A 19,371-nucleotide genomic window follows, 5' to 3' on the forward strand; every position below is an offset into this window, starting at 1 on the left:
CCCGGACGCCCGCGGCGCGCAGCAGCCGCACCGGCGCGCAGGCGCAGGGGCGCGCTCCCCGCGTCCCCTGGTGCTCCAGTCCGGCGCAGTCGCCCTGAGGGAGGCAGACGACGGTCACCCCGGCCGCCGCCAGCCGCTCGGCGATCCTCCCCGCGCTCTCCAGGGGCAGCCGGGACAGCCCGCCGCAGGGGCCGATGGTGACGCCCGGCCGCAGGCCCCCGGCCATCGCCGCGAGCCGGGCGAGGCGGGCCGGGTCGTCACCGTCCGTATGCAGATCGACGGCGCAGCCATGGCGGGCGGCGAGGTCGAGGACGGCCTCGGCGTGGCCGGTGGGATCCGGGTCGAGGTCGGGGCAGCCGCCGATGACCGCCGCGCCCATCTCCACCGCGTCCCGCAGCATCGCCAGGCCGTCCGCCCCGGCGGCGCCGGTCAGCACCCGGGGCACCGCCACCGCGCTCAGCTCGGTGAGCCCGCGCAGGGTCCGGCCGGCCTCCAGGACCGCCTCCAGGGAGCGCAGCCCGTGCACCCCGCCGATGCGGACATGGGTGCGCAGCGCGGTCGCCCCGTGGCCCAGTTGGAGCAGCGCGGCCTCGACGGTGCGGCGCTGGATGTCCCCGGGGGCGTACGGGACCGGGCCCGCCATGTCGCCCGTAAGGGCGGTGTCGCAGTGGGCGTGGGGTTCGGCGGGGGCGGGCAGCAGCAGATAGCCGCCGAGGTCCAGCCGGGTGCCGGGGAGGAGGCTGCCCGCCGTGCCCACCCCCTCGATCCGCCCGCCGCTGAGCCGGACGTCCACGGTGCGCCCGTCGGCGAGCCGGACGCCGCCGAGCACCAGAGCGGTGGGCTCGGGGCCCGCGCCGCCGTTCCTGGGCGGCTGCTGAGGCTGCTGCGGCTGCTGCTGGCTCTCGGGCATCGCACTCCTGGGATTCGCAGGGCGTACGCGGGGCGCACAGGGGCGCGCGACGGTTGCGCAGCCAAGATCACGCGGGTGCGATCCGAAGCCTAGGACGCGGTGGTGGCGGCTTCGCGGAGGAGCCGAATAGTCGTACCGGTGTGGTGCCTGAGCCCAGGGTGACGAGGGGTCGATACGGATTTCACCTTCGGCGGCCGACCGTGTAATGTCTTCATCGCTCGCCCCAATAGCTCAGTCGGCAGAGCGTCTCCATGGTAAGGAGAAGGTCTACGGTTCGATTCCGTATTGGGGCTCTGATGTGTGAGGTTTCCCGTTCGGCTACGCTGAGTCGAGCGGGGAGTCACTCGCATCACAGCGGTGTAGCTCAGTCGGTAGAGCAAGCGGCTCATAATCGCTGTGTCACCGGTTCAAGTCCGGTCACCGCTACTGACAGTAGCCGATTGCGGGGTCGGTCCTTCGATCGGCTACTCTTTCTGCGTTAATCCTTTATCCGTTCGTCAAGGAGCACTCACGTGGCTGCCACCGACGTCCGCCCGAAGATCACGCTGGCCTGCGTGGAGTGCAAGGAGCGGAACTACATCACCAAGAAGAACCGGCGCAACGACCCGGATCGTCTTGAGATCAAGAAGCACTGCCCGCGTTGCAACGCGCACACCGCGCACCGTGAGACGCGATAGCAATAAGCTCTCATTCGAGGCCGCCCCCACTCGCGGGGGGCGGCCTCGTTTCGTTGGTAATTCAATCGCAGGAGGTGTGCGCCGATGGCGCTCGACCAGTCCTTCGTAGGGCGGACCTACCCGCCCACCGCGGCCTACGAGGTCGGCCGGGAGAAGATCCGCGAATTCGCCGAGTCCCTGGGTGACACCAATCCGGTCTACACCGACCCCGAGGCGGCCCGGGCCCTCGGCTACCCCGATGTGATCGCCCCACCGACATTCATTTTCACGATCACCTTCAAGGCGGCCGGGAAGCAGGTTGTCGAGGACCCGCAACTGGGGCTGGACTACAGCCGGGTGGTCCACGGCGACCAGCGGTTCGAGTACACCCGCCCGGTCCGCGCGGGGGACCTGCTGTCGGTCACCTCGATCATCGATTCGATCAAGTCGCTGGCCGGCAACGACATCCTGTCCGTCCGCGGTGAGGTCCACGACAAGGCGGGTGATCATGTAGCGACGTCGTTCACGACGCTGGTGGCCCGCGCCGCCGACGCAGAGGTGGAGGAGAGCAGATGACGACGGCCAAGATCTCGTACGACGACGTGGAGGTCGGCACCGAGGTGCCGATGCGCGAGTTCCGGGTGGACCGCGCCGACCTCGTGCGGTACGCGGGCGCGTCCGGCGACTTCAATCCGATCCACTGGAACGAGAAGTTCGCCAAGGAGGTCGGCCTCCCCGACGTCATCGCCCACGGCGCCTACACCATGGCCCAGGCGGCCCGCGTGGTGACCGAGTGGGCCGGCGACCCCGGCGCCCTCGTCGAGTACGGCGTCCGCTTCACCAGGCCGGTCGTGGTCCCCAACGACGACAAGGGCGCGCTCATCGAGATCGGCGCCAAGGTCACCGCCAAGCTGGACGACGAGGCCCGTACGGTGCGCCTCGACATCATGGCGACCAGCGCCGGCCAGAAGGTGCTGGGCCGGGCCCGCGCCGTAGTACGGCTCGCCTGAGCCCTCGACCGCGCCCGAGCGGCCCCGAGGCCGGATGAGAGCACGCCACAGCGTGTGAAGCCCGCCTGAGCCCCTTACGGGCCACACGCCCCGTCGGCCCCCGGACTCCCCACACCGGGGGCGGCCACCCCCAGGGCCCCAGGGGGCGCCCCCGTACTCTTGAGCGCGTGCAGGAACTCCACGACGCCCCTCTCGCGCCCCTCACCACCTTCCGCCTCGGCGGACCGGCCAACCGGCTGATCACGGCCACGACCGACGACGAGGTCATCGCCGCGGTCCGGGCGGCCGACGCGGCCGGCACCCCGCTGCTGGTGATCGGCGGCGGCAGCAATCTGGTCATCGCCGACAAGGGCTTCGACGGCACCGCCCTGGAGATCGCGACCAGCGGCTTCACACTCGACGGCACCCGCCTGGAGCTGGCCGCGGGCGAGAACTGGTCGGACGCCGTGGCCCGTACCGTCCTGGCCGGGCTCGCGGGCATCGAATGCCTCGCCGGAATCCCCGGCTCCGCGGGGGCCACGCCGATACAGAACGTCGGCGCCTACGGCCAGGAGGTCTCCGCCACGATCACCGAGGTGATCGCCTACGACCGCCGCGCCGACGAGGTCGTCACGATCCCGAACGCCGACTGCGCCTTCTCCTACCGCCACAGCCGCTTCAAGGCCGACCCCGACCGCCATGTGGTGCTCCGGGTCCGCTTCGAACTGGAGGACGCGGGCGGCCTCTCCGCGCCCGTCCGGTACGCCGAGACCGCGCGGGTGCTCGGCGTCGAGGTGGGGGACCGGGTACCGGCCGCCGTCGCCCGCGAGACCGTCCTGGGACTGCGCGCGGGCAAGGGCATGGTGCTCGACCCCGAGGACCACGACACCTGGTCCGCGGGTTCGTTCTTCACCAACCCGGTCCTTGACCAGGACGCCTACGCCGCCTTCCTGGCCCGCGTCGCCGACCGCCTGGGCCCGGACACCGCGCCGCCCGCCTTCCCGGCGGGCGACGGCCTGATCAAGACCTCCGCGGCCTGGCTGATCGACAGGGCGGGCTTCACCAAGGGCTACGGCACCGGCCCGGCCCGGATCTCCACCAAGCACACGCTCGCCCTCACCAACCGGGGCGAGGCCACGACCGAGGATCTGCTGGCGCTGGCCCGCGAGGTGGTGGCCGGGGTCGAGGCGGCGTTCGGAATCCGGCTGGTCAACGAGCCGGTGACGGTGGGCGTGAGTCTCTGAGGTCGCCTTACGGATTTCCGTAGGCAAGGAGTCACTTCCGTCTATCCGGAGGTGGTTCAGCCCGCCAGCCAGTCGTCGATCCCCGTCAGCATCCGCTGCCGCACCTCCTCCGGCGCGGCCGACCCGCGCACCGACTGCCGTGCCAGCTCGGCCAGTTCGGCGTCCGTGAAGCCGTGGTGCTCGCGCACCAGCTCGTACTGCGCCGCCAGCCGTGAGCCGAAGAGCAGCGGGTCGTCCGCCCCGAGCGCCATCGGCACCCCGGCGTCGTAGAGCGTCCGCAGCGGGACGTCCTCCGGCTTCTCGTAGACCCCGAGCGCCACGTTGGACGACGGGCACACCTCGCAGGTCACCTGGCGCTCGGCGAGCTTGGCCAGCAGCCGTGGGTCCTCCGCCGCACGCACCCCGTGGCCGACCCGGGCCGCGCCGAGGTCGTCCAGGCAGTCCCGCACGCTACTGGCGCCCGACAGCTCGCCGCCGTGCGGCGCGGCCAGCAGCCCGCCCTCCCGGGCGATGGCGAAGGCCCGGTCGAAGTCACGGGCGAAGCCGCGCCGCTCGTCGTTGGAGAGGCCGAAGCCGACCACGCCGCGGTCCACGTAGCGCACCGCGAGCCGGGCCAGGGTGCGCGCCTCCAGCGGATGCTTCATGCGGTTGGCGGCGATCAGCACCCTGATCCCAAGACCGGTGTCCGCGGAGGCGCTCTCGACCGCGTCCAGGATGACCTCCATCGCCGGGATCAGCCCACCCAGACGCGGGGCGTACGAGGTGGGGTCGACCTGGATCTCCAGCCACTGGGCCCCGTCCCGCACATCCTCCTGGGCCGCCTCGCGCACCAGCCGCCGGATGTCGTCGGCGTCCCGCAGACAGGACCGCGCGATGTCGTACAGCCGCTGGAAGCGGAACCAGCCGCGCTCATCGGTGGCCCGCAGCTTCGGCGGCTCACCGCCGCTCAGTGCCTCGGGCAGATGGACGCCGTACTTGTCGGCGAGTTCCAGGAGGGTCGCGGGGCGCATGGAGCCGGTGAAGTGAAGATGCAGATGCGCTTTGGGCAAGCGGCGGACATCACGAACGCGTTCCAATCAACTCTCCGTCACTGCTAGGCTTCACTCCGTGCCGTTGGGCGCCGGGCAGGGCTTGTCCGTCATGAGACCACACAGCGGTCGAGTGAGAAGCCCCTTCGGGGGAGGAGTCACCTCCAGATACTGCCGCAAAGGGTCTGGGGACAGAGGACTGGCCTGAACACAGAAGCGGGTTCCCGGCCTCGGCCGGGAACCCGCTTCTGTGCGTCGAGACCTTACGCGGCCGCCTCGCCCAGCAGCTTCTGGAGCCGGGAGACGCCCTCGACCAGGTCCTCGTCGCCCAGCGCGTACGACAGCCGCAGATAGCCCGGGGTGCCGAACGCCTCACCCGGTACCACCGCGACCTCGGCCTCCTCCAGGATCAGCTCCGCCAGCTCGACGCTGGTCCGCGGCCGCTTGCTGCGGATCTCCCTGCCGAGCAGCCCCTTGACCGAGGGATAGACGTAGAAGGCGCCCTCCGGCTCCGGGCACTCGACGCCGTCGATCTCGTTCAGCATCCGCACGATGGTGCGGCGGCGGCGGTCGAACGCCTCGCGCATCGTGGCCACGGCGTCGAGGTCGCCCGAGACGGCGGCCAGCGCGGCGACCTGAGCGACATTGCTCACATTCGAGGTGGCGTGCGACTGGAGGTTGGTCGCGGCCTTGATGACGTCCTTGGGGCCGATGACCCAGCCCACCCGCCAGCCGGTCATCGCGTACGTCTTCGCGACACCGTTGACCACGATGCACTTGTCGCGCAGCTCGGGCACCACGACCGGCAGCGAGTGGAACTCGGTGTCGCCGTAGACCAGGTGCTCGTAGATCTCGTCGGTCAGCACCCACAGCCCGTGCTCGGCGGCCCAGCGGCCGACCTCCTCGATCTGCTCACGGCTGTAGACCGCGCCGGTGGGGTTCGAGGGGGAGACGAAGAGCAGCACCTTGGTGTGCTCGGTGCGGGCCGCCTCGAGCTGCTCGACGGAGACGCGGTAGCCGGTCGTCTCGTCGGCGACGACCTCCACCGGGACACCGCCGGCCAGCCGGATCGACTCCGGGTAGGTGGTCCAGTAGGGCGCGGGGACGATGACCTCGTCGCCCGGGTCCAGGATCGTCGCGAACGCCTCGTAGATCGCCTGCTTGCCGCCGTTGGTCACCAGGACCTGGGCCGCCTCGACCTCGTACCCGCTGTCGCGCAGCGTCTTCGCGGCGATCGCGGCCTTCAGCTCGGGCAGCCCGCCGGCCGGCGTGTAGCGGTGGTACTTCGGGTCGCGGCAGGCCGCCGCCGCGGCGTCGACGACGTAGTCGGGCGTGGGGAAGTCGGGCTCACCGGCGCCGAAGCCGATCACCGGACGGCCGGCGGCCTTGAGGGCCTTGGCCTTGGCGTCGACGGCGAGAGTCGCGGACTCGGAGATCGAGCCGATCCGGGCCGATACCCGCCGGTCGGTCGGGGACTGTACGGGGGGAGTAGCAGCGGTCATAGATGCATCGTCGCAGACGGGCGAAATGGGTGGCACATGGGTTTGCGGAGACTTCGCGCGCTTCTCGTTCGACGCCCGGCCGTCAAGCACGTACACTCAACCGTCGTTGGCCGATCAACAGCCGCATTCGACCGCACACTCCGTGCAGCCGGATGTATGCGGTAGGTTGGTGGTGCCGCGAAGGGTCGTAGCTCAATTGGTAGAGCACTGGTCTCCAAAACCAGCGGTTGGGGGTTCAAGTCCCTCCGGCCCTGCTACACGCACTTTGATCAGGGTGCGTGCATGCGTACGCAAGGACAAGCACCGCTGTGCGGCCGGGCCGGACGCGGCACGGCCACGACCCGGATTCAGGTGAGGACGAGTGACGGAAGCCCTTGGCTCCACCGCGACGCCTGAGAGCGGTCGTCCCGATGAGGACGAGGTGGCGACCAAGCGGGGTCGCCGTGGTGGCAAGCGCGCGAAGAAGGGGCCCTTCGGCCGCCTCGCGCTCTTCTACCGCCAGATCATCGCTGAGCTGCGGAAGGTCGTCTGGCCGACCCGTAGCCAGTTGTCGACGTACACCAGTGTGGTGATCGTTTTCGTCCTCATCATGATCGGCATCGTGACCGTGATTGACTATGGGTTCAACAACGCCATCAAGTACGTCTTTGGCTGAGGCCCACGCGAAAGGCGGCCGCCGTCCCGGCGTCGCCTCTTTCGCACGTTCCACCCCTTTGAAGCCAGGAAGAAGCAGCCACAGTGTCTGACCCGAACCTGAACGACGCCGCCGAGCCCGTCGAGTCCCGTGAGGACGAGCTCGACATCGTCGAGGCGGCGGACTCCGACCAGGCTGAGGCAGCCGACGCCGCGGCGGGCGTGCCCGCCGAGGAGGAGGCGCTGCGTGTCGAGGGCGAGGACGCCCTCGAGGCCGATGCGGCCCCCGAGGCCGAGCCGGACGGGCTGGGCGAGGCAGCGGACGCGGCCGAGGAAGCGGACGCCGCCGAGGCAGAGGTCGTCGACCCGGTCGAGGCGCTCCGTGAGGAGCTGCGCGGACTGCCCGGTGAGTGGTACGTGATCCACACCTACGCGGGCTACGAGAAGCGCGTGAAGGCCAACCTGGAGCAGCGTGCCGTCTCGCTGAACGTCGAGGACTTCATCTACCAGGCCGAGGTCCCCGAGGAAGAGATCGTCCAGATCAAGAACGGCGAGCGCAAGAACGTCCGGCAGAACAAGCTGCCCGGCTATGTGCTCGTCCGCATGGACCTGACGAACGAGTCGTGGGGTGTCGTCCGCAACACTCCGGGCGTCACCGGCTTCGTGGGCAACGCCTACGACCCGTACCCGCTGACCCTGGACGAGATCGTCAAGATGCTCGCCCCCGAGGCCGAGGAGAAGGCCGCCAAGGCCGCCGCCGAGGAGAGCGGCATGCCGGCGCCGAGCCGCAAGGTCGAGGTCCAGGTGCTGGACTTCGAGGTCGGCGACTCGGTCACGGTCACCGACGGCCCGTTCGCGACCCTTCAGGCGACGATCAACGAGATCAACGCCGACTCGAAGAAGGTCAAGGGCCTGGTGGAGATCTTCGGCCGGGAGACCCCGGTCGAGCTGAGCTTCGACCAGATCCAGAAGAACTGAGTCTCCTCACCAGAACTTCCGAACAGGTCAGACGGGCTTTCGCGGCCGGTCTGACCTGCTCGGTTTTAAGGCGCACACCTATACCCGTTATCGTTGTGCGGTATGCCTCCATCCGGATGATCCGGTTCGGAGGCGAACCACCTCTCACTAGGACCCGGAGAGAGCATGCCTCCCAAGAAGAAGAAGGTCACGGGGCTGATCAAGCTCCAGATCCAGGCCGGCGCCGCGAACCCGGCCCCGCCGGTCGGCCCCGCACTGGGCCAGCACGGCGTCAACATCATGGAGTTCTGCAAGGCCTACAACGCCGCGACCGAGTCGCAGCGTGGCATGGTCGTGCCGGTGGAGATCACGGTCTACGAGGACCGCTCCTTCACCTTCGTGACCAAGACCCCGCCGGCCGCCAAGCTGATCCTCAAGGCCGCGGGCGTGGAGAAGGGCTCCGGCGAGCCGCACAAGACCAAGGTCGCCAAGATCAGCCGCGACCAGGTGCGTGAGATCGCCACCACCAAGATGCCCGACCTGAACGCCAACGACCTGGACGCCGCCGAGAAGATCATCGCCGGCACCGCCCGTTCCATGGGCATCACGGTCGAGGGCTGACACCTCCACGGCGAGGGCGCACAGCCCCCGCAGCCACGTGTGGCAGGGCCAAGCGCTGGCCCGGACCACGAACTCCACAACACCAGGAGCAACAGTGAGCAAGCGCAGCAAGACTCTCCGCGCTGCGGACGCCAAGATCGACCGGGAGCGCAACTACGCCCCGCTCGAGGCCGTCCGTCTGGCGAAGGACACCTCCGCGACCAAGTTCGACGCGACCGTCGAGGTCGCCATGCGCCTGGGCGTCGACCCGCGCAAGGCCGACCAGATGGTCCGCGGCACCGTGAACCTGCCGCACGGCACCGGTAAGACCGCCCGGGTCCTGGTCTTCGCGACCGGTGACCGTGCTGCGGCCGCGGAGGCCGCCGGCGCCGACATCGTCGGCTCCGACGAGCTCATCGACGAGGTGTCCAAGGGGCGTCTGGACTTCGACGCCGTCGTCGCCACCCCGGACCTCATGGGCAAGGTCGGCCGCCTCGGCCGGGTGCTCGGTCCGCGTGGTCTGATGCCGAACCCGAAGACCGGAACCGTCACCCCGGACGTGGCCAAGGCCGTCACGGACATCAAGGGCGGCAAGATCGAGTTCCGCGTCGACAAGCACTCCAACCTGCACTTCATCATCGGCAAGCTCTCGTTCGACGAGACCAAGCTGGTGGAGAACTACGCCGCGGCGCTGGAGGAGATCAACCGTCTCAAGCCGTCCGCCGCGAAGGGCCGCTACATCAAGAAGGCGACCCTGACCACCACGATGGGCCCCGGCATTCCGCTGGACGCCAACCGCACCCGCAACCTGCTGGTCGAGGAAGAGGCCGTCTGAGGCCGCCCCTGAACCAGCGCACCACGGTGTGCAACCGCCGGGCCCCCGCACCGCGTCGAAGGTGCGGGGGCCCGGCGTCGTCCGTTGTCGGTCCGCTCCGCTAAAGTCACCTCGGACGTAAAAGAGAAATAAAAATAAGGGGGAGCCGTGCGCGGTACTCATGTCGGTGCGCGTTGGGCCATAGCCGCTGGAAGCGTCGTTCTCATGGTCGGCCTCACCGCGTGCGGGAGCGAGAAGTCCGGCGGCGACAAGGCCGGCGAGAAGACGGGCGACAAGTCCGGCCAGTCCGCGATGAGCCCGCTGGCGGCGCTCAAGCTGGCCTCGCAGCGGACGGACCAGAAGAACTCGGCCAAGGTCGAGGGCACCACCAAGATGGGCGAGCAGAACTCGCAGATGTCCGGCTCCATGGACTGGGCCAACGGCATCCGGGCCAACATGTCCATCACCCAGAGCGGTGGCGCCATCGCCTCCTCCCCGATCGAGGGCAAGGCGATGGACGCGCGCTACACCCCGGACGCGATGTTCCTGAACATGGGCGACGAGTTCGCCGCGCAGGCCGGCGGCGGTAAGCACTGGGTGAAGTACGACTACGACGTGCTGGCCCAGAAGGCCGGTCCCTCGGGCGCGTTCCTGAAGGACCAGATGCAGAACAACAACCCGTCGCGCTCGGTGGAGCTGCTGCTCGCCACCGGCAAGGTCAAGAGCGTCGGCTCGGAGAGCGTCAAGGGCGTCAAGGCCACGCACTACACGGGCACGGTCAAGGTCTCCGAGATCGCCAAGATGCAGTCCAAGGAGCTGAGCCAGTCGGATCTGGACGCCCTCCAGAAGCAGCTCGAGACCTCCGGCATGGACACCGAGACCATCGACCTGTGGATCGACGACCAGAACCTGCTGGTCAAGAAGCGTGAGCAGGCCCAGAGCAACAACGGTGCCTATGACTCCACCGTCTACTACTCGGACTACGGCACCGCCGTGACGGTCGAGGAGCCGACGTCCTCGGACACCGTGGACTTCCAGGACATGCTCCAGCAGTAGAGCGGATTTGCCTGGCCGCGGCCCGTTCGCGTAATCTCCTACAGAAGCCAAAGACCGCTGGTTGTCGCTGTGCCCCCGTAAGGGGTTCGGTGGCTGAAGGATCCGCTAGCTGCGGGCGACCTGCGTAGGTGTATGTGGTTGAACTCCCGAGCGGGCCGTGGGCCTGTGCCGGTCGAGTTACGCCCCGAGCGCCTGCGCCGGGGCGTTTTCGCATTGTCCAGTCTCCTTCCTTCAGGCCGTAGCGGTCCTCATCACCCGGAAGGAGGCCGAGGCTCATGGCGAGTCCTGACAAGGTCGCAGCCGTCGACGAGATGCGGGAGAAGTTCCGCACCTCTCACGCGGCTGTCGTCACCGCGTACACCGGTCTCACCGTTGCGCAGCTCAAGGAGCTGCGCCGTTCGCTCGGTGAGAACGTTCAGTACCGTGTGGTGAAGAACACGCTGACCAAGATCGCGGCCAACGAGGCCGGGATCAACCAGCTCGACGACCTGTTCGCGGGTTCGTCGGCCGTCGCCTTCGTGACCGGTGACCCGGTCGAGGCGGCGAAGGGTCTCCGTGACTTCGCCAAGGAGAACCCCGCTCTCGTCATCAAGGGCGGTGTCCTTGATGGCAAGGCGCTGTCCGCCGACGAGATCAAGAAGCTCGCGGACCTCGAGTCCCGTGAGGTGCTGCTCGCCAAGCTGGCGGGTGCGATGAAGGCCAAGCAGTCCCAGGCTGCCGCGCTCTTCCAGGCCCCGCTGTCCAAGTTCATCCGGACCGCCGAGGCGCTCCGGCAGAAGCAGGCCGAGCAGGGCGGTGCCGAATCCCCGGCTCCCGCCGAGGCCGAGTCCGAGTAATCAGGCTCCGGTCGCAGCGGGCCGGGAAGCCCGCCGACATGTACATCCGGCACCACCTGCCGAATTAGTGGAAGGACCGCCATCATGGCGAAGCTCAGCCAGGACGACCTGCTCGCGCAGTTCGAGGAGATGACCCTCATCGAGCTCTCCGAGTTCGTGAAGGCCTTCGAGGAGAAGTTCGACGTCACCGCCGCCGCCCCGGCCGCCGTCATGGCCGCCGCCCCGGGCGCCCCGGGTGCCGCTGCCCCGGCCGAGGAGGAGAAGGACGAGTTCGACGTCATCCTCACCGGTGCCGGCGACAAGAAGATCCAGGTCATCAAGGTCGTGCGTGAGCTGACCTCCCTGGGTCTGAAGGAGGCCAAGGACCTCGTGGACGGCGCCCCGAAGCCCGTTCTCGAGAAGGTCGCCAAGGACGCCGCCGAGAAGGCCGCCGAGTCCCTCAAGGGCGCCGGCGCCTCCGTCGAGGTCAAGTGACCTCTCGGCCCGCCGCCACACGCCCGTAGGACGTCCGGCGGCGCGGCCCGGTTCCAGCCAAGGGCGATCACCCGTTCGGGTGGTCGCCCTTCGGCGTTCCCGTCACGGCTACATTGTCTTACGGGGTTGTGGAGGTAGGGTGATCTTCGTTGCCTGTCGCCACGCCCTGTGACGATCTCGCCGGAGTGGGGGGCCTTGACGAACGGCACGCAGCGCGCAATTCTCAGGACGCGACGCCACATCGATCCAAAAGTCCGAGGCATGGATCGTCGGCGAAGCGGGCAGTATCGATATGCGCATCGAGCGCGCGGGCTGCCGACAGGGCGGATGAAGACAACGAGGGGCGCGCCCCCTCACCGGAGGGAGAGATTGGCACTGCCGGTCTCAGAAACTCGGCGCTGGACATCAGTGTGCCAAGTGGCTACACTGACCCTTTGCGCTGCCTGTTAGCTGCTCCCTGCCCGTCACCAGGGGCATACCTACCTTCGAGCACTACTGATGGAAACACCCTGACCAGGGATTTCATCCATGGGCTCTCGGTAGGACCGGTACGCGCGTAGTGAGTCCGAGCCCTCGGAAGGACCCCCTCTTGGCCGCCTCGCGCAACGCCTCGACTGCCAATACGAACAATGGCGCCAGCACCGCCCCGCTGCGCATCTCCTTTGCGAAGATCAGGGAGCCTCTCGAGGTTCCGAACCTCCTCGCGCTGCAGACCGAGAGCTTCGATTGGCTGCTCGGCAATGCCGCCTGGAAGGCTCGCGTCGAGGCTGCGCTGGACAGCGGTCAGGACGTCCCCACCAAGTCCGGTCTGGAAGAGATCTTCGAGGAGATCTCTCCGATCGAGGACTTCTCCGGGTCGATGTCCCTGACTTTCCGTGATCACCGTTTCGAGCCGCCGAAGAACTCGATCGACGAGTGCAAGGAGCGTGACTTCACCTACGCAGCTCCGCTCTTCGTCACGGCCGAGTTCACCAACAACGAGACCGGCGAGATCAAGTCCCAGACGGTCTTCATGGGCGACTTCCCGCTCATGACCGACAAGGGCACCTTCTGCATCAACGGCACCGAGCGTGTCGTTGTCTCGCAGCTTGTCCGCTCGCCGGGTGTCTACTTCGACTCCTCCATCGACAAGACGTCCGACAAGGACATCTTCTCCGTCAAGGTCATCCCCTCCCGGGGTGCCTGGCTGGAGATGGAGATCGACAAGCGCGACATGGTCGGTGTGCGCATCGACCGTAAGCGCAAGCAGTCCGTCACCGTTCTCCTGAAGGCTCTCGGCTGGACGACCGAGCAGATCCTGGAGGAGTTCGGCGAGTACGAGTCGATGCGCGCCACCCTGGAGAAGGACCACACCCAGGGCCAGGACGACGCGCTGCTCGACATCTACCGCAAGCTGCGTCCGGGCGAGCCCCCCACGCGTGAGGCCGCGCAGACGCTGCTGGAGAACCTCTACTTCAACCCCAAGCGCTACGACCTCGCGAAGGTCGGCCGCTACAAGGTCAACAAGAAGCTGGGTTCGGCCGCTCCGCTGGACGCGGGCGTGCTCACGGTCGAGGACGTCATCGCCTCGATCAAGTACCTGGTGAAGCTGCACGCCGGTGAGACCGAGACCGTCGGGGACAACGGCCAGTCCGTGGTCGTCGAGACCGACGACATCGACCACTTCGGCAACCGCCGTATCCGTAACGTCGGCGAGCTGATCCAGAACCAGGTCCGCACGGGTCTGGCCCGTATGGAGCGCGTCGTGCGCGAGCGCATGACGACTCAGGACGTCGAGGCGATCACGCCGCAGACCCTGATCAACATCCGGCCGGTCGTCGCCTCCATCAAGGAGTTCTTCGGCACCAGCCAGTTGTCGCAGTTCATGGACCAGACGAACCCGCTGTCGGGTCTGACCCACAAGCGCCGGCTGAACGCGCTCGGCCCCGGTGGTCTCTCCCGTGAGCGGGCCGGCTTCGAGGTCCGTGACGTGCACCCGTCGCACTACGGCCGCATGTGCCCGATCGAGACGCCCGAAGGCCCGAACATCGGTCTGATCGGCTCGCTCGCCTCCTACGGCCGGGTCAACGCGTTCGGTTTCATCGAGACCCCGTACCGCAAGGTCGTCGACGGTGTCGTCACCGACGACGTCGACTACCTGACCGCCGATGAAGAGGACCGCTTCGTCATCGCGCAGGCCAACGCCCCGCTGGCGGACGACCTGCGCTTCGCCGAGAACCGCGTCCTGGTCCGCCGCCGTGGCGGCGAGGTCGACTACATCCCCGGCGACGACGTCGACTACATGGACGTCTCGCCGCGCCAGATGGTGTCGGTCGCGACCGCGATGATCCCCTTCCTCGAGCACGACGACGCCAACCGCGCGCTCATGGGCTCGAACATGATGCGCCAGGCCGTGCCGCTGATCAAGGCGGAGTCCCCGCTGGTCGGCACCGGCATGGAGTACCGCTGTGCGGTCGACGCCGGCGACGTCATCAAGGCCGAGAAGGACGGTGTCGTCCAGGAGGTCTCCGCCGACTACGTGACGGTGGCCAACGACGACGGCACCTACACCACCTACCGGGTGGCCAAGTTCTCCCGCTCCAACCAGGGCACCTCCTTCAACCAGAAGGTCGTCGTGGACGAGGGTGCGCGGGTGATCGCCGGCCAGGTGCTGGCCGACGGCCCGTCCACCGAGGACGGCGAGATGGCCCTCGGCAAGAACCTCCTGGTGGCGTTCATGCCGTGGGAGGGCCACAACTACGAGGACGCGATCATCCTCAGCCAGCGTCTGGTGCAGGACGACGTCCTCTCCTCGATCCACATCGAGGAGCACGAGGTCGACGCCCGGGACACCAAGCTCGGCCCCGAGGAGATCACCCGGGACATCCCGAACGTCTCCGAGGAGGTCCTCGCCGACCTCGACGAGCGCGGCATCATCCGGATCGGTGCCGAGGTCGTCGCCGGCGACATCCTGGTCGGCAAGGTCACCCCGAAGGGCGAGACCGAGCTGACCCCGGAGGAGCGGCTGCTGCGCGCGATCTTCGGTGAGAAGGCCCGTGAGGTCCGTGACACCTCGCTGAAGGTGCCGCACGGTGAGATCGGCAAGGTCATCGGCGTCCGCGTCTTCGACCGCGAAGAGGGCGACGAGCTGCCGCCGGGCGTGAACCAGTTGGTCCGCGTCTACGTGGCGCAGAAGCGCAAGATCACCGACGGTGACAAGCTCGCCGGCCGGCACGGCAACAAGGGCGTCATCTCCAAGATCCTGCCGGTCGAGGACATGCCGTTCCTGGAGGACGGCACCCCGGTCGACATCATCCTCAACCCGCTGGGTGTCCCGTCCCGAATGAACCCGGGACAGGTCCTGGAGATCCACCTCGGCTGGCTGGCCTCCCGCGGCTGGAAGGTCGAGGGCTCCGAGGACTGGATGCAGCGGCTCCAGGCCATCGGCGCCGACGAGGTCGAGCCCGGCACCAACGTCGCGACCCCGGTCTTCGACGGCGCCCGCGAGGACGAGATCGCCGGTCTCTTCGACTCGACGATCCCGAACCGCGACGGCGACCGCCTGGTCCAGTCGTCCGGCAAGGCCCGGCTCTTCGACGGCCGCTCCGGCGAGCCGTTCCCGGAGCCGATCTCGGTCGGCTACATGTACATCCTCAAGCTGCACCACCTGGTGGACGACAAGCTGCACGCCCGGTCCACCGGTCCGTACTCGATGATCACCCAGCAGCCGCTGGGTGGTAAGGCTCAGTTCGGTGGCCAGCGCTTCGGTGAGATGGAGGTGTGGGCGCTGGAGGCTTACGGCGCCGCGTACGCCCTCCAGGAACTGCTGACCATCAAGTCCGACGACGTCACCGGCCGCGTGAAGGTCTACGAGGCCATCGTCAAGGGCGAGAACATTCCCGAGCCCGGCATCCCCGAGTCCTTCAAGGTGCTCATCAAGGAGATGCAGTCCCTGTGCCTCAACGTGGAGGTGCTGTCGTCCGACGGCATGTCCATCGAGATGCGCGACACCGACGAGGACGTCTTCCGCGCTGCGGAGGAGCTCGGTATCGACCTGTCCCGGCGCGAGCCGAGCAGCGTCGAAGAGGTCTGACGGGTCTGGCCGGGGCGGTACGTACGCCCCGCCCCGGCCTCTCCCCGGACCCCCAGTCAGACCCGAAGACACGACCCTGAAAGAGGGATTGACGACAAGTGCTCGACGTCAACTTCTTCGACGAGCTGCGGATCGGCCTCGCCACTGCTGACGACATCCGTCAGTGGTCCCACGGTGAGGTCAAGAAGCCGGAGACCATCAACTACCGCACCCTCAAGCCCGAAAAGGACGGACTCTTCTGCGAGAAGATCTTCGGTCCGACCCGGGACTGGGAGTGCTACTGCGGCAAGTACAAGCGCGTCCGCTTCAAGGGCATCATCTGTGAGCGCTGCGGTGTCGAGGTCACCCGCGCCAAGGTGCGCCGTGAGCGGATGGGCCACATTGAGCTGGCCGCTCCCGTCACCCACATCTGGTACTTCAAGGGCGTGCCCAGCCGTCTGGGCTACCTGCTCGACCTCGCCCCGAAGGACCTCGAGAAGGTCATCTACTTCGCCGCCTACATGATCACGTGGGTGGACGAGGAGCGCCGCACGCGCGATCTGCCCTCGCTGGAGGCCCATGTCTCCGTCGAGCGCCAGCAGATCGAGCAGCGCCGCGACGCCGACCTGGAGGCCCGCGCCAAGAAGCTCGAGGCGGACCTCGCCGAGCTCGAGGCCGAGGGTGCCAAGGCCGATGTGCGCCGTAAGGTGCGCGAGGGCGCCGAGCGTGAGATGAAGCAGCTTCGTGACCGCGCCCAGCGCGAGATCGACCGTCTCGACGAGGTGTGGAACCGCTTCAAGAACCTCAAGGTCCAGGACCTGGAGGGCGACGAGCTGCTCTACCGCGAGCTGCGTGACCGCTTCGGCACGTACTTCATGGGCGGCATGGGCGCCGCGGCGCTCCAGAAGCGCCTGGAGTCCTTCGACCTCGATGAGGAGGCCGAGAAGCTCCGCGAGATCATCCGGACCGGCAAGGGCCAGAAGAAGACCCGTGCGCTCAAGCGCCTCAAGGTCGTCTCCGCCTTCCTCCAGACCCGCAACAGCCCCAACGGCATGGTGCTGGACTGCATCCCGGTGATCCCGCCGGACCTGCGTCCGATGGTGCAGCTCGACGGTGGCCGCTTCGCGACCTCCGACCTGAACGACCTGTACCGCCGTGTGATCAACCGGAACAACCGCCTCAAGCGTCTCCTTGACCTCGGTGCCCCCGAGATCATCGTGAACAACGAGAAGCGGATGCTCCAGGAGGCCGTCGACGCGCTGTTCGACAACGGCCGCCGTGGTCGCCCGGTGACCGGTCCCGGTAACCGTCCGCTGAAGTCCCTCAGCGACATGCTGAAGGGTAAGCAGGGCCGGTTCCGTCAGAACCTGCTCGGTAAGCGTGTCGACTACTCGGCCCGTTCGGTCATCGTCGTCGGCCCGCAGCTCAAGCTGCACCAGTGCGGTCTGCCCAAGGCCATGGCGCTGGAGCTCTTCAAGCCGTTCGTGATGAAGCGCCTGGTGGACCTGAACCACGCGCAGAACATCAAGTCGGCCAAGCGTATGGTCGAGCGCGGCCGCACGGTCGTGTACGACGTGCTCGAAGAGGTCATCGCCGAGCACCCGGTGCTGCTGAACCGTGCGCCGACCCTGCACCGCCTCGGCATCCAGGCTTTCGAGCCGCAGCTCGTCGAGGGCAAGGCCATTCAGATCCACCCGCTCGTCTGCACCGCGTTCAACGCGGACTTCGACGGTGACCAGATGGCCGTGCACCTGCCGCTGTCCGCGGAGGCGCAGGCCGAGGCCCGCATCCTGATGCTGTCCTCGAACAACATCCTCAAGCCGGCCGACGGCCGGCCGGTGACCATGCCGACCCAGGACATGGTGCTGGGCCTGTTCTTCCTCACCACCGACGAGGAGGAGCGCGAGGTCAAGGGCGAGGGCCGGGCCTTCGGTTCGGCCGCCGAGGCGACCATGGCGTTCGACGCCCGGGAGCTCTCGCTCCAGGCGAAGATCGACATCCGCTTCCCGATCGGCACCGTCCCGCCGCGCGGCTGGACCCCGCCGGTTCCGGAGGCAGGGGACGACGGCGTCGGGGGAGGGGCCTGGCAGCCCGGTGACAGCTTCCGGCTGCGCACCACGCTGGGCCGCGCGCTCTTCAACGAGCTGCTGCCCGAGGACTACCCGTTCGTCGACTACTCGGTGGGCAAGAAGCAGCTCTCCGAGATCGTCAACGACCTCGCCGAGCGTTACCCCAAGGTCATCGTCGCGGCGACGCTGGACAACCTGAAGGCGGCCGGTTTCCACTGGGCCACCCGCTCCGGTGTCACCGTCGCCATCTCCGACGTGGTCGTGCCCGAGGCCAAGAAGGGCATCATCGAGGGGTACGAGGCGCAGGACGAGAAGGTCCAGAAGCAGTACGAGCGTGGTCTGATCACCAAGGACGAGCGCACCCAGGAACTGATCGCGATCTGGACCAAGGCGACCAACGAGGTCGCCGAGGCGATGAACGCGAACTTCCCGAAGACCAACCCGATCTTCATGATGGTCGACTCGGGCGCGCGCGGAAACATGATGCAGATGCGTCAGATCGCCGGTATGCGTGGTCTGGTGTCCAACGCGAAGAACGAGACCATCCCGCGGCCGATCAAGGCGTCGTTCCGTGAGGGTCTCTCCGTGCTGGAGTACTTCATCTCCACCCACGGTGCCCGTAAGGGTCTCGCCGACACCGCCCTGCGTACCGCCGACTCGGGTTACCTGACCCGACGTCTGGTGGACGTCTCCCAGGACGTGATCATTCGCGAGGAGGACTGCGGCACCGAGCGCGGCCTCAAGCTGGAGATCGCGGCCAAGGGTGCGGACGGCGTGCTGCGCAAGGCGGAGGACGTCGAGACCAGCGTGTACGCGCGCTGCCTCGCCGAGGACATCGTCGTCGAGGGGAAGGTCCTGGCCCCGGCCGGTACCGACCTGGGCGATGTGCTCATCGACGAGCTGGTCCGCCACGGCGTGGAGACGGTCAAGACCCGTTCGGTGCTCACCTGCGAGTCCGCCGTCGGCACCTGCGCCATGTGCTACGGCCGTTCGCTGGCGACCGGCAAGCTGGTGGACATCGGCGAGGCGGTCGGCATCATCGCCGCCCAGTCCATCGGTGAGCCCGGCACCCAGCTCACGATGCGTACCTTCCACACCGGTGGTGTGGCCGGTGACGACATCACCCAGGGTCTGCCGCGTGTCGTCGAGCTCTTCGAGGCCCGTACGCCCAAGGGTGTCGCCCCGATCTCGGAGGCGGCCGGCCGCGTCCGGATCGAGGAGACCGAGAAGACCAAGAAGCTCGTCGTCACCCCGGACGACGGCTCCGACGAGACCGCCTTCGGCGTCTCCAAGCGAGCCCGTCTCCTGGTGGGCGAGGGCGACCGCGTCGACGTCGGCCAGCCGCTGACCGTGGGTGCCGTCAACCCGCACGACGTGCTGCGGATCCTCGGCCAGCGCGCCGTCCAGGTGCACCTGGTGGGCGAGGTCCAGAAGGTCTACAACTCGCAGGGTGTGTCGATCCACGACAAGCACATCGAGATCATCATCCGGCAGATGCTGCGCCGGGTGACGATCATCGAGTCCGGCGACGCGGAGCTGCTGCCGGGCGAGC

16 protein-coding genes and 3 tRNA genes are annotated in these 19,371 nt (G+C 68.0%); 16 read left to right on the top strand and 3 right to left on the bottom strand.

Annotation, left to right across the window (positions count from 1 at the left end):
* Positions 1 to 910: amidohydrolase family protein (locus KN815_RS28205; RefSeq protein ID WP_216344725.1), on the bottom strand; the 910-nt coding region annotated here is incomplete at its 3' end.
* Between the two features lie 220 nt (positions 911 to 1,130).
* On the opposite strand from KN815_RS28205, the gene KN815_RS28210 reads away from it, so the two are divergent.
* The 6 genes from KN815_RS28210 to KN815_RS28235 all read left to right on the top strand — a co-directional run bounded on the left by KN815_RS28210 (position 1,131) and on the right by KN815_RS28235 (position 3,799).
* Positions 1,131 to 1,203: transfer RNA gene (locus tag KN815_RS28210), tRNA-Thr, on the top strand.
* Between the two features lie 60 nt (positions 1,204 to 1,263).
* A tRNA-Met gene (locus KN815_RS28215) sits at positions 1,264 to 1,336 on the top strand.
* Between the two features lie 86 nt (positions 1,337 to 1,422).
* Entirely contained in the window at positions 1,423 to 1,587 is a 165-nt protein-coding gene (gene rpmG, locus KN815_RS28220; protein ID WP_009715907.1) for a 50S ribosomal protein L33, read from the top strand.
* Between the two features lie 84 nt (positions 1,588 to 1,671).
* Positions 1,672 to 2,142, top strand: a complete 471-nt coding sequence (locus KN815_RS28225; protein ID WP_216344726.1) for a MaoC family dehydratase N-terminal domain-containing protein — start codon at positions 1,672 to 1,674, stop codon at positions 2,140 to 2,142.
* Positions 2,139 to 2,576 (top strand): MaoC family dehydratase, encoded by a 438-nt coding sequence (locus tag KN815_RS28230; RefSeq protein ID WP_216344727.1) that lies wholly within the window; start codon positions 2,139 to 2,141, stop codon positions 2,574 to 2,576. Before KN815_RS28225 ends, KN815_RS28230 begins: the two co-directional genes overlap by 4 nt.
* Positions 2,577 to 2,743: 167 nt before the next feature.
* Complete coding sequence (locus tag KN815_RS28235; RefSeq protein WP_216344728.1) at positions 2,744 to 3,799, top strand: UDP-N-acetylmuramate dehydrogenase; 1,056 nt, start codon at positions 2,744 to 2,746, stop codon at positions 3,797 to 3,799.
* Positions 3,800 to 3,855: 56 nt separating this feature from the next.
* Here the strand turns inward: KN815_RS28235 and KN815_RS28240 are convergent, their stop codons facing one another.
* Complete coding sequence (locus KN815_RS28240) at positions 3,856 to 4,875, bottom strand: adenosine deaminase (protein ID WP_216344729.1); 1,020 nt, start codon at positions 4,873 to 4,875, stop codon at positions 3,856 to 3,858.
* A gap of 215 nt (positions 4,876 to 5,090) precedes the next feature.
* Positions 5,091 to 6,329, bottom strand: coding sequence for a pyridoxal phosphate-dependent aminotransferase (locus tag KN815_RS28245; protein ID WP_216344730.1), 1,239 nt, complete (start codon positions 6,327 to 6,329; stop codon positions 5,091 to 5,093).
* A gap of 181 nt (positions 6,330 to 6,510) precedes the next feature.
* Here KN815_RS28245 and KN815_RS28250 point away from each other — a divergent pair.
* The 10 genes from KN815_RS28250 to KN815_RS28295 form a co-directional block, all read left to right on the top strand.
* A tRNA-Trp gene (locus KN815_RS28250) sits at positions 6,511 to 6,583 on the top strand.
* Positions 6,584 to 6,690: 107 nt separating this feature from the next.
* Entirely contained in the window at positions 6,691 to 6,984 is a 294-nt protein-coding gene (gene secE, locus KN815_RS28255; protein ID WP_216344731.1) for a preprotein translocase subunit SecE, read from the top strand.
* Between the two features lie 83 nt (positions 6,985 to 7,067).
* Positions 7,068 to 7,940, top strand: coding sequence for a transcription termination/antitermination protein NusG (gene nusG / locus KN815_RS28260; RefSeq protein WP_216344732.1), 873 nt, complete (start codon positions 7,068 to 7,070; stop codon positions 7,938 to 7,940).
* Positions 7,941 to 8,105: 165 nt separating this feature from the next.
* Positions 8,106 to 8,540, top strand: a complete 435-nt coding sequence (gene rplK, locus KN815_RS28265; protein ID WP_044571693.1) for a 50S ribosomal protein L11 — start codon at positions 8,106 to 8,108, stop codon at positions 8,538 to 8,540.
* A gap of 94 nt (positions 8,541 to 8,634) precedes the next feature.
* On the top strand, positions 8,635 to 9,354 hold the full coding sequence (gene rplA, locus KN815_RS28270; protein WP_059148984.1) for a 50S ribosomal protein L1: 720 nt from the start codon (positions 8,635 to 8,637) through the stop codon (positions 9,352 to 9,354).
* Between the two features lie 147 nt (positions 9,355 to 9,501).
* The gene (locus KN815_RS28275; RefSeq protein WP_507229913.1) at positions 9,502 to 10,389 is read left to right on the top strand and encodes an SCO4651 family lipoprotein; all 888 of its coding nucleotides are present in this window, start codon (positions 9,502 to 9,504) and stop codon (positions 10,387 to 10,389) included.
* A 275-nt stretch (positions 10,390 to 10,664) separates the two neighbouring features.
* Entirely contained in the window at positions 10,665 to 11,225 is a 561-nt protein-coding gene (gene rplJ, locus KN815_RS28280; protein ID WP_216344734.1) for a 50S ribosomal protein L10, read from the top strand.
* A gap of 84 nt (positions 11,226 to 11,309) precedes the next feature.
* Entirely contained in the window at positions 11,310 to 11,699 is a 390-nt protein-coding gene (rplL, locus tag KN815_RS28285) for a 50S ribosomal protein L7/L12 (RefSeq protein ID WP_211124233.1), read from the top strand.
* Between the two features lie 589 nt (positions 11,700 to 12,288).
* Positions 12,289 to 15,771 carry a DNA-directed RNA polymerase subunit beta gene (rpoB, locus tag KN815_RS28290; protein WP_059148981.1) on the top strand — a complete coding sequence of 1,161 codons (3,483 nt, stop codon included), beginning with the start codon at positions 12,289 to 12,291 and terminating at the stop codon, positions 15,769 to 15,771.
* Between the two features lie 98 nt (positions 15,772 to 15,869).
* A partial coding sequence (locus tag KN815_RS28295) for a DNA-directed RNA polymerase subunit beta' (RefSeq protein ID WP_216344735.1) occupies positions 15,870 to 19,371 on the top strand: 3,502 nt, incomplete at its 3' end.

The sequence above is a fragment of the Streptomyces niphimycinicus genome (assembly GCF_018883605.1).
Lineage (GTDB): Bacteria > Actinomycetota > Actinomycetes > Streptomycetales > Streptomycetaceae > Streptomyces > Streptomyces niphimycinicus.

Bases quoted from the DNA above. Each gene is read 5' to 3' on its own strand.
- KN815_RS28225 (WP_216344726.1), top strand. From the start codon at position 1,672: ATGGCGCTCGACCAGTCCTTCGTAGGGCGGACCTACCCGCCCACCGCG.
- KN815_RS28230 (WP_216344727.1), top strand. From the start codon at position 2,139: ATGACGACGGCCAAGATCTCGTACGACGACGTGGAGGTCGGCACCGAG.
- KN815_RS28245 (WP_216344730.1), bottom strand. From the start codon at position 6,329: ATGACCGCTGCTACTCCCCCCGTACAGTCCCCGACCGACCGGCGGGTA.
- rplK (WP_044571693.1), top strand. From the start codon at position 8,106: ATGCCTCCCAAGAAGAAGAAGGTCACGGGGCTGATCAAGCTCCAGATC.
- rplJ (WP_216344734.1), top strand. From the start codon at position 10,665: ATGGCGAGTCCTGACAAGGTCGCAGCCGTCGACGAGATGCGGGAGAAG.
- rplL (WP_211124233.1), top strand. From the start codon at position 11,310: ATGGCGAAGCTCAGCCAGGACGACCTGCTCGCGCAGTTCGAGGAGATG.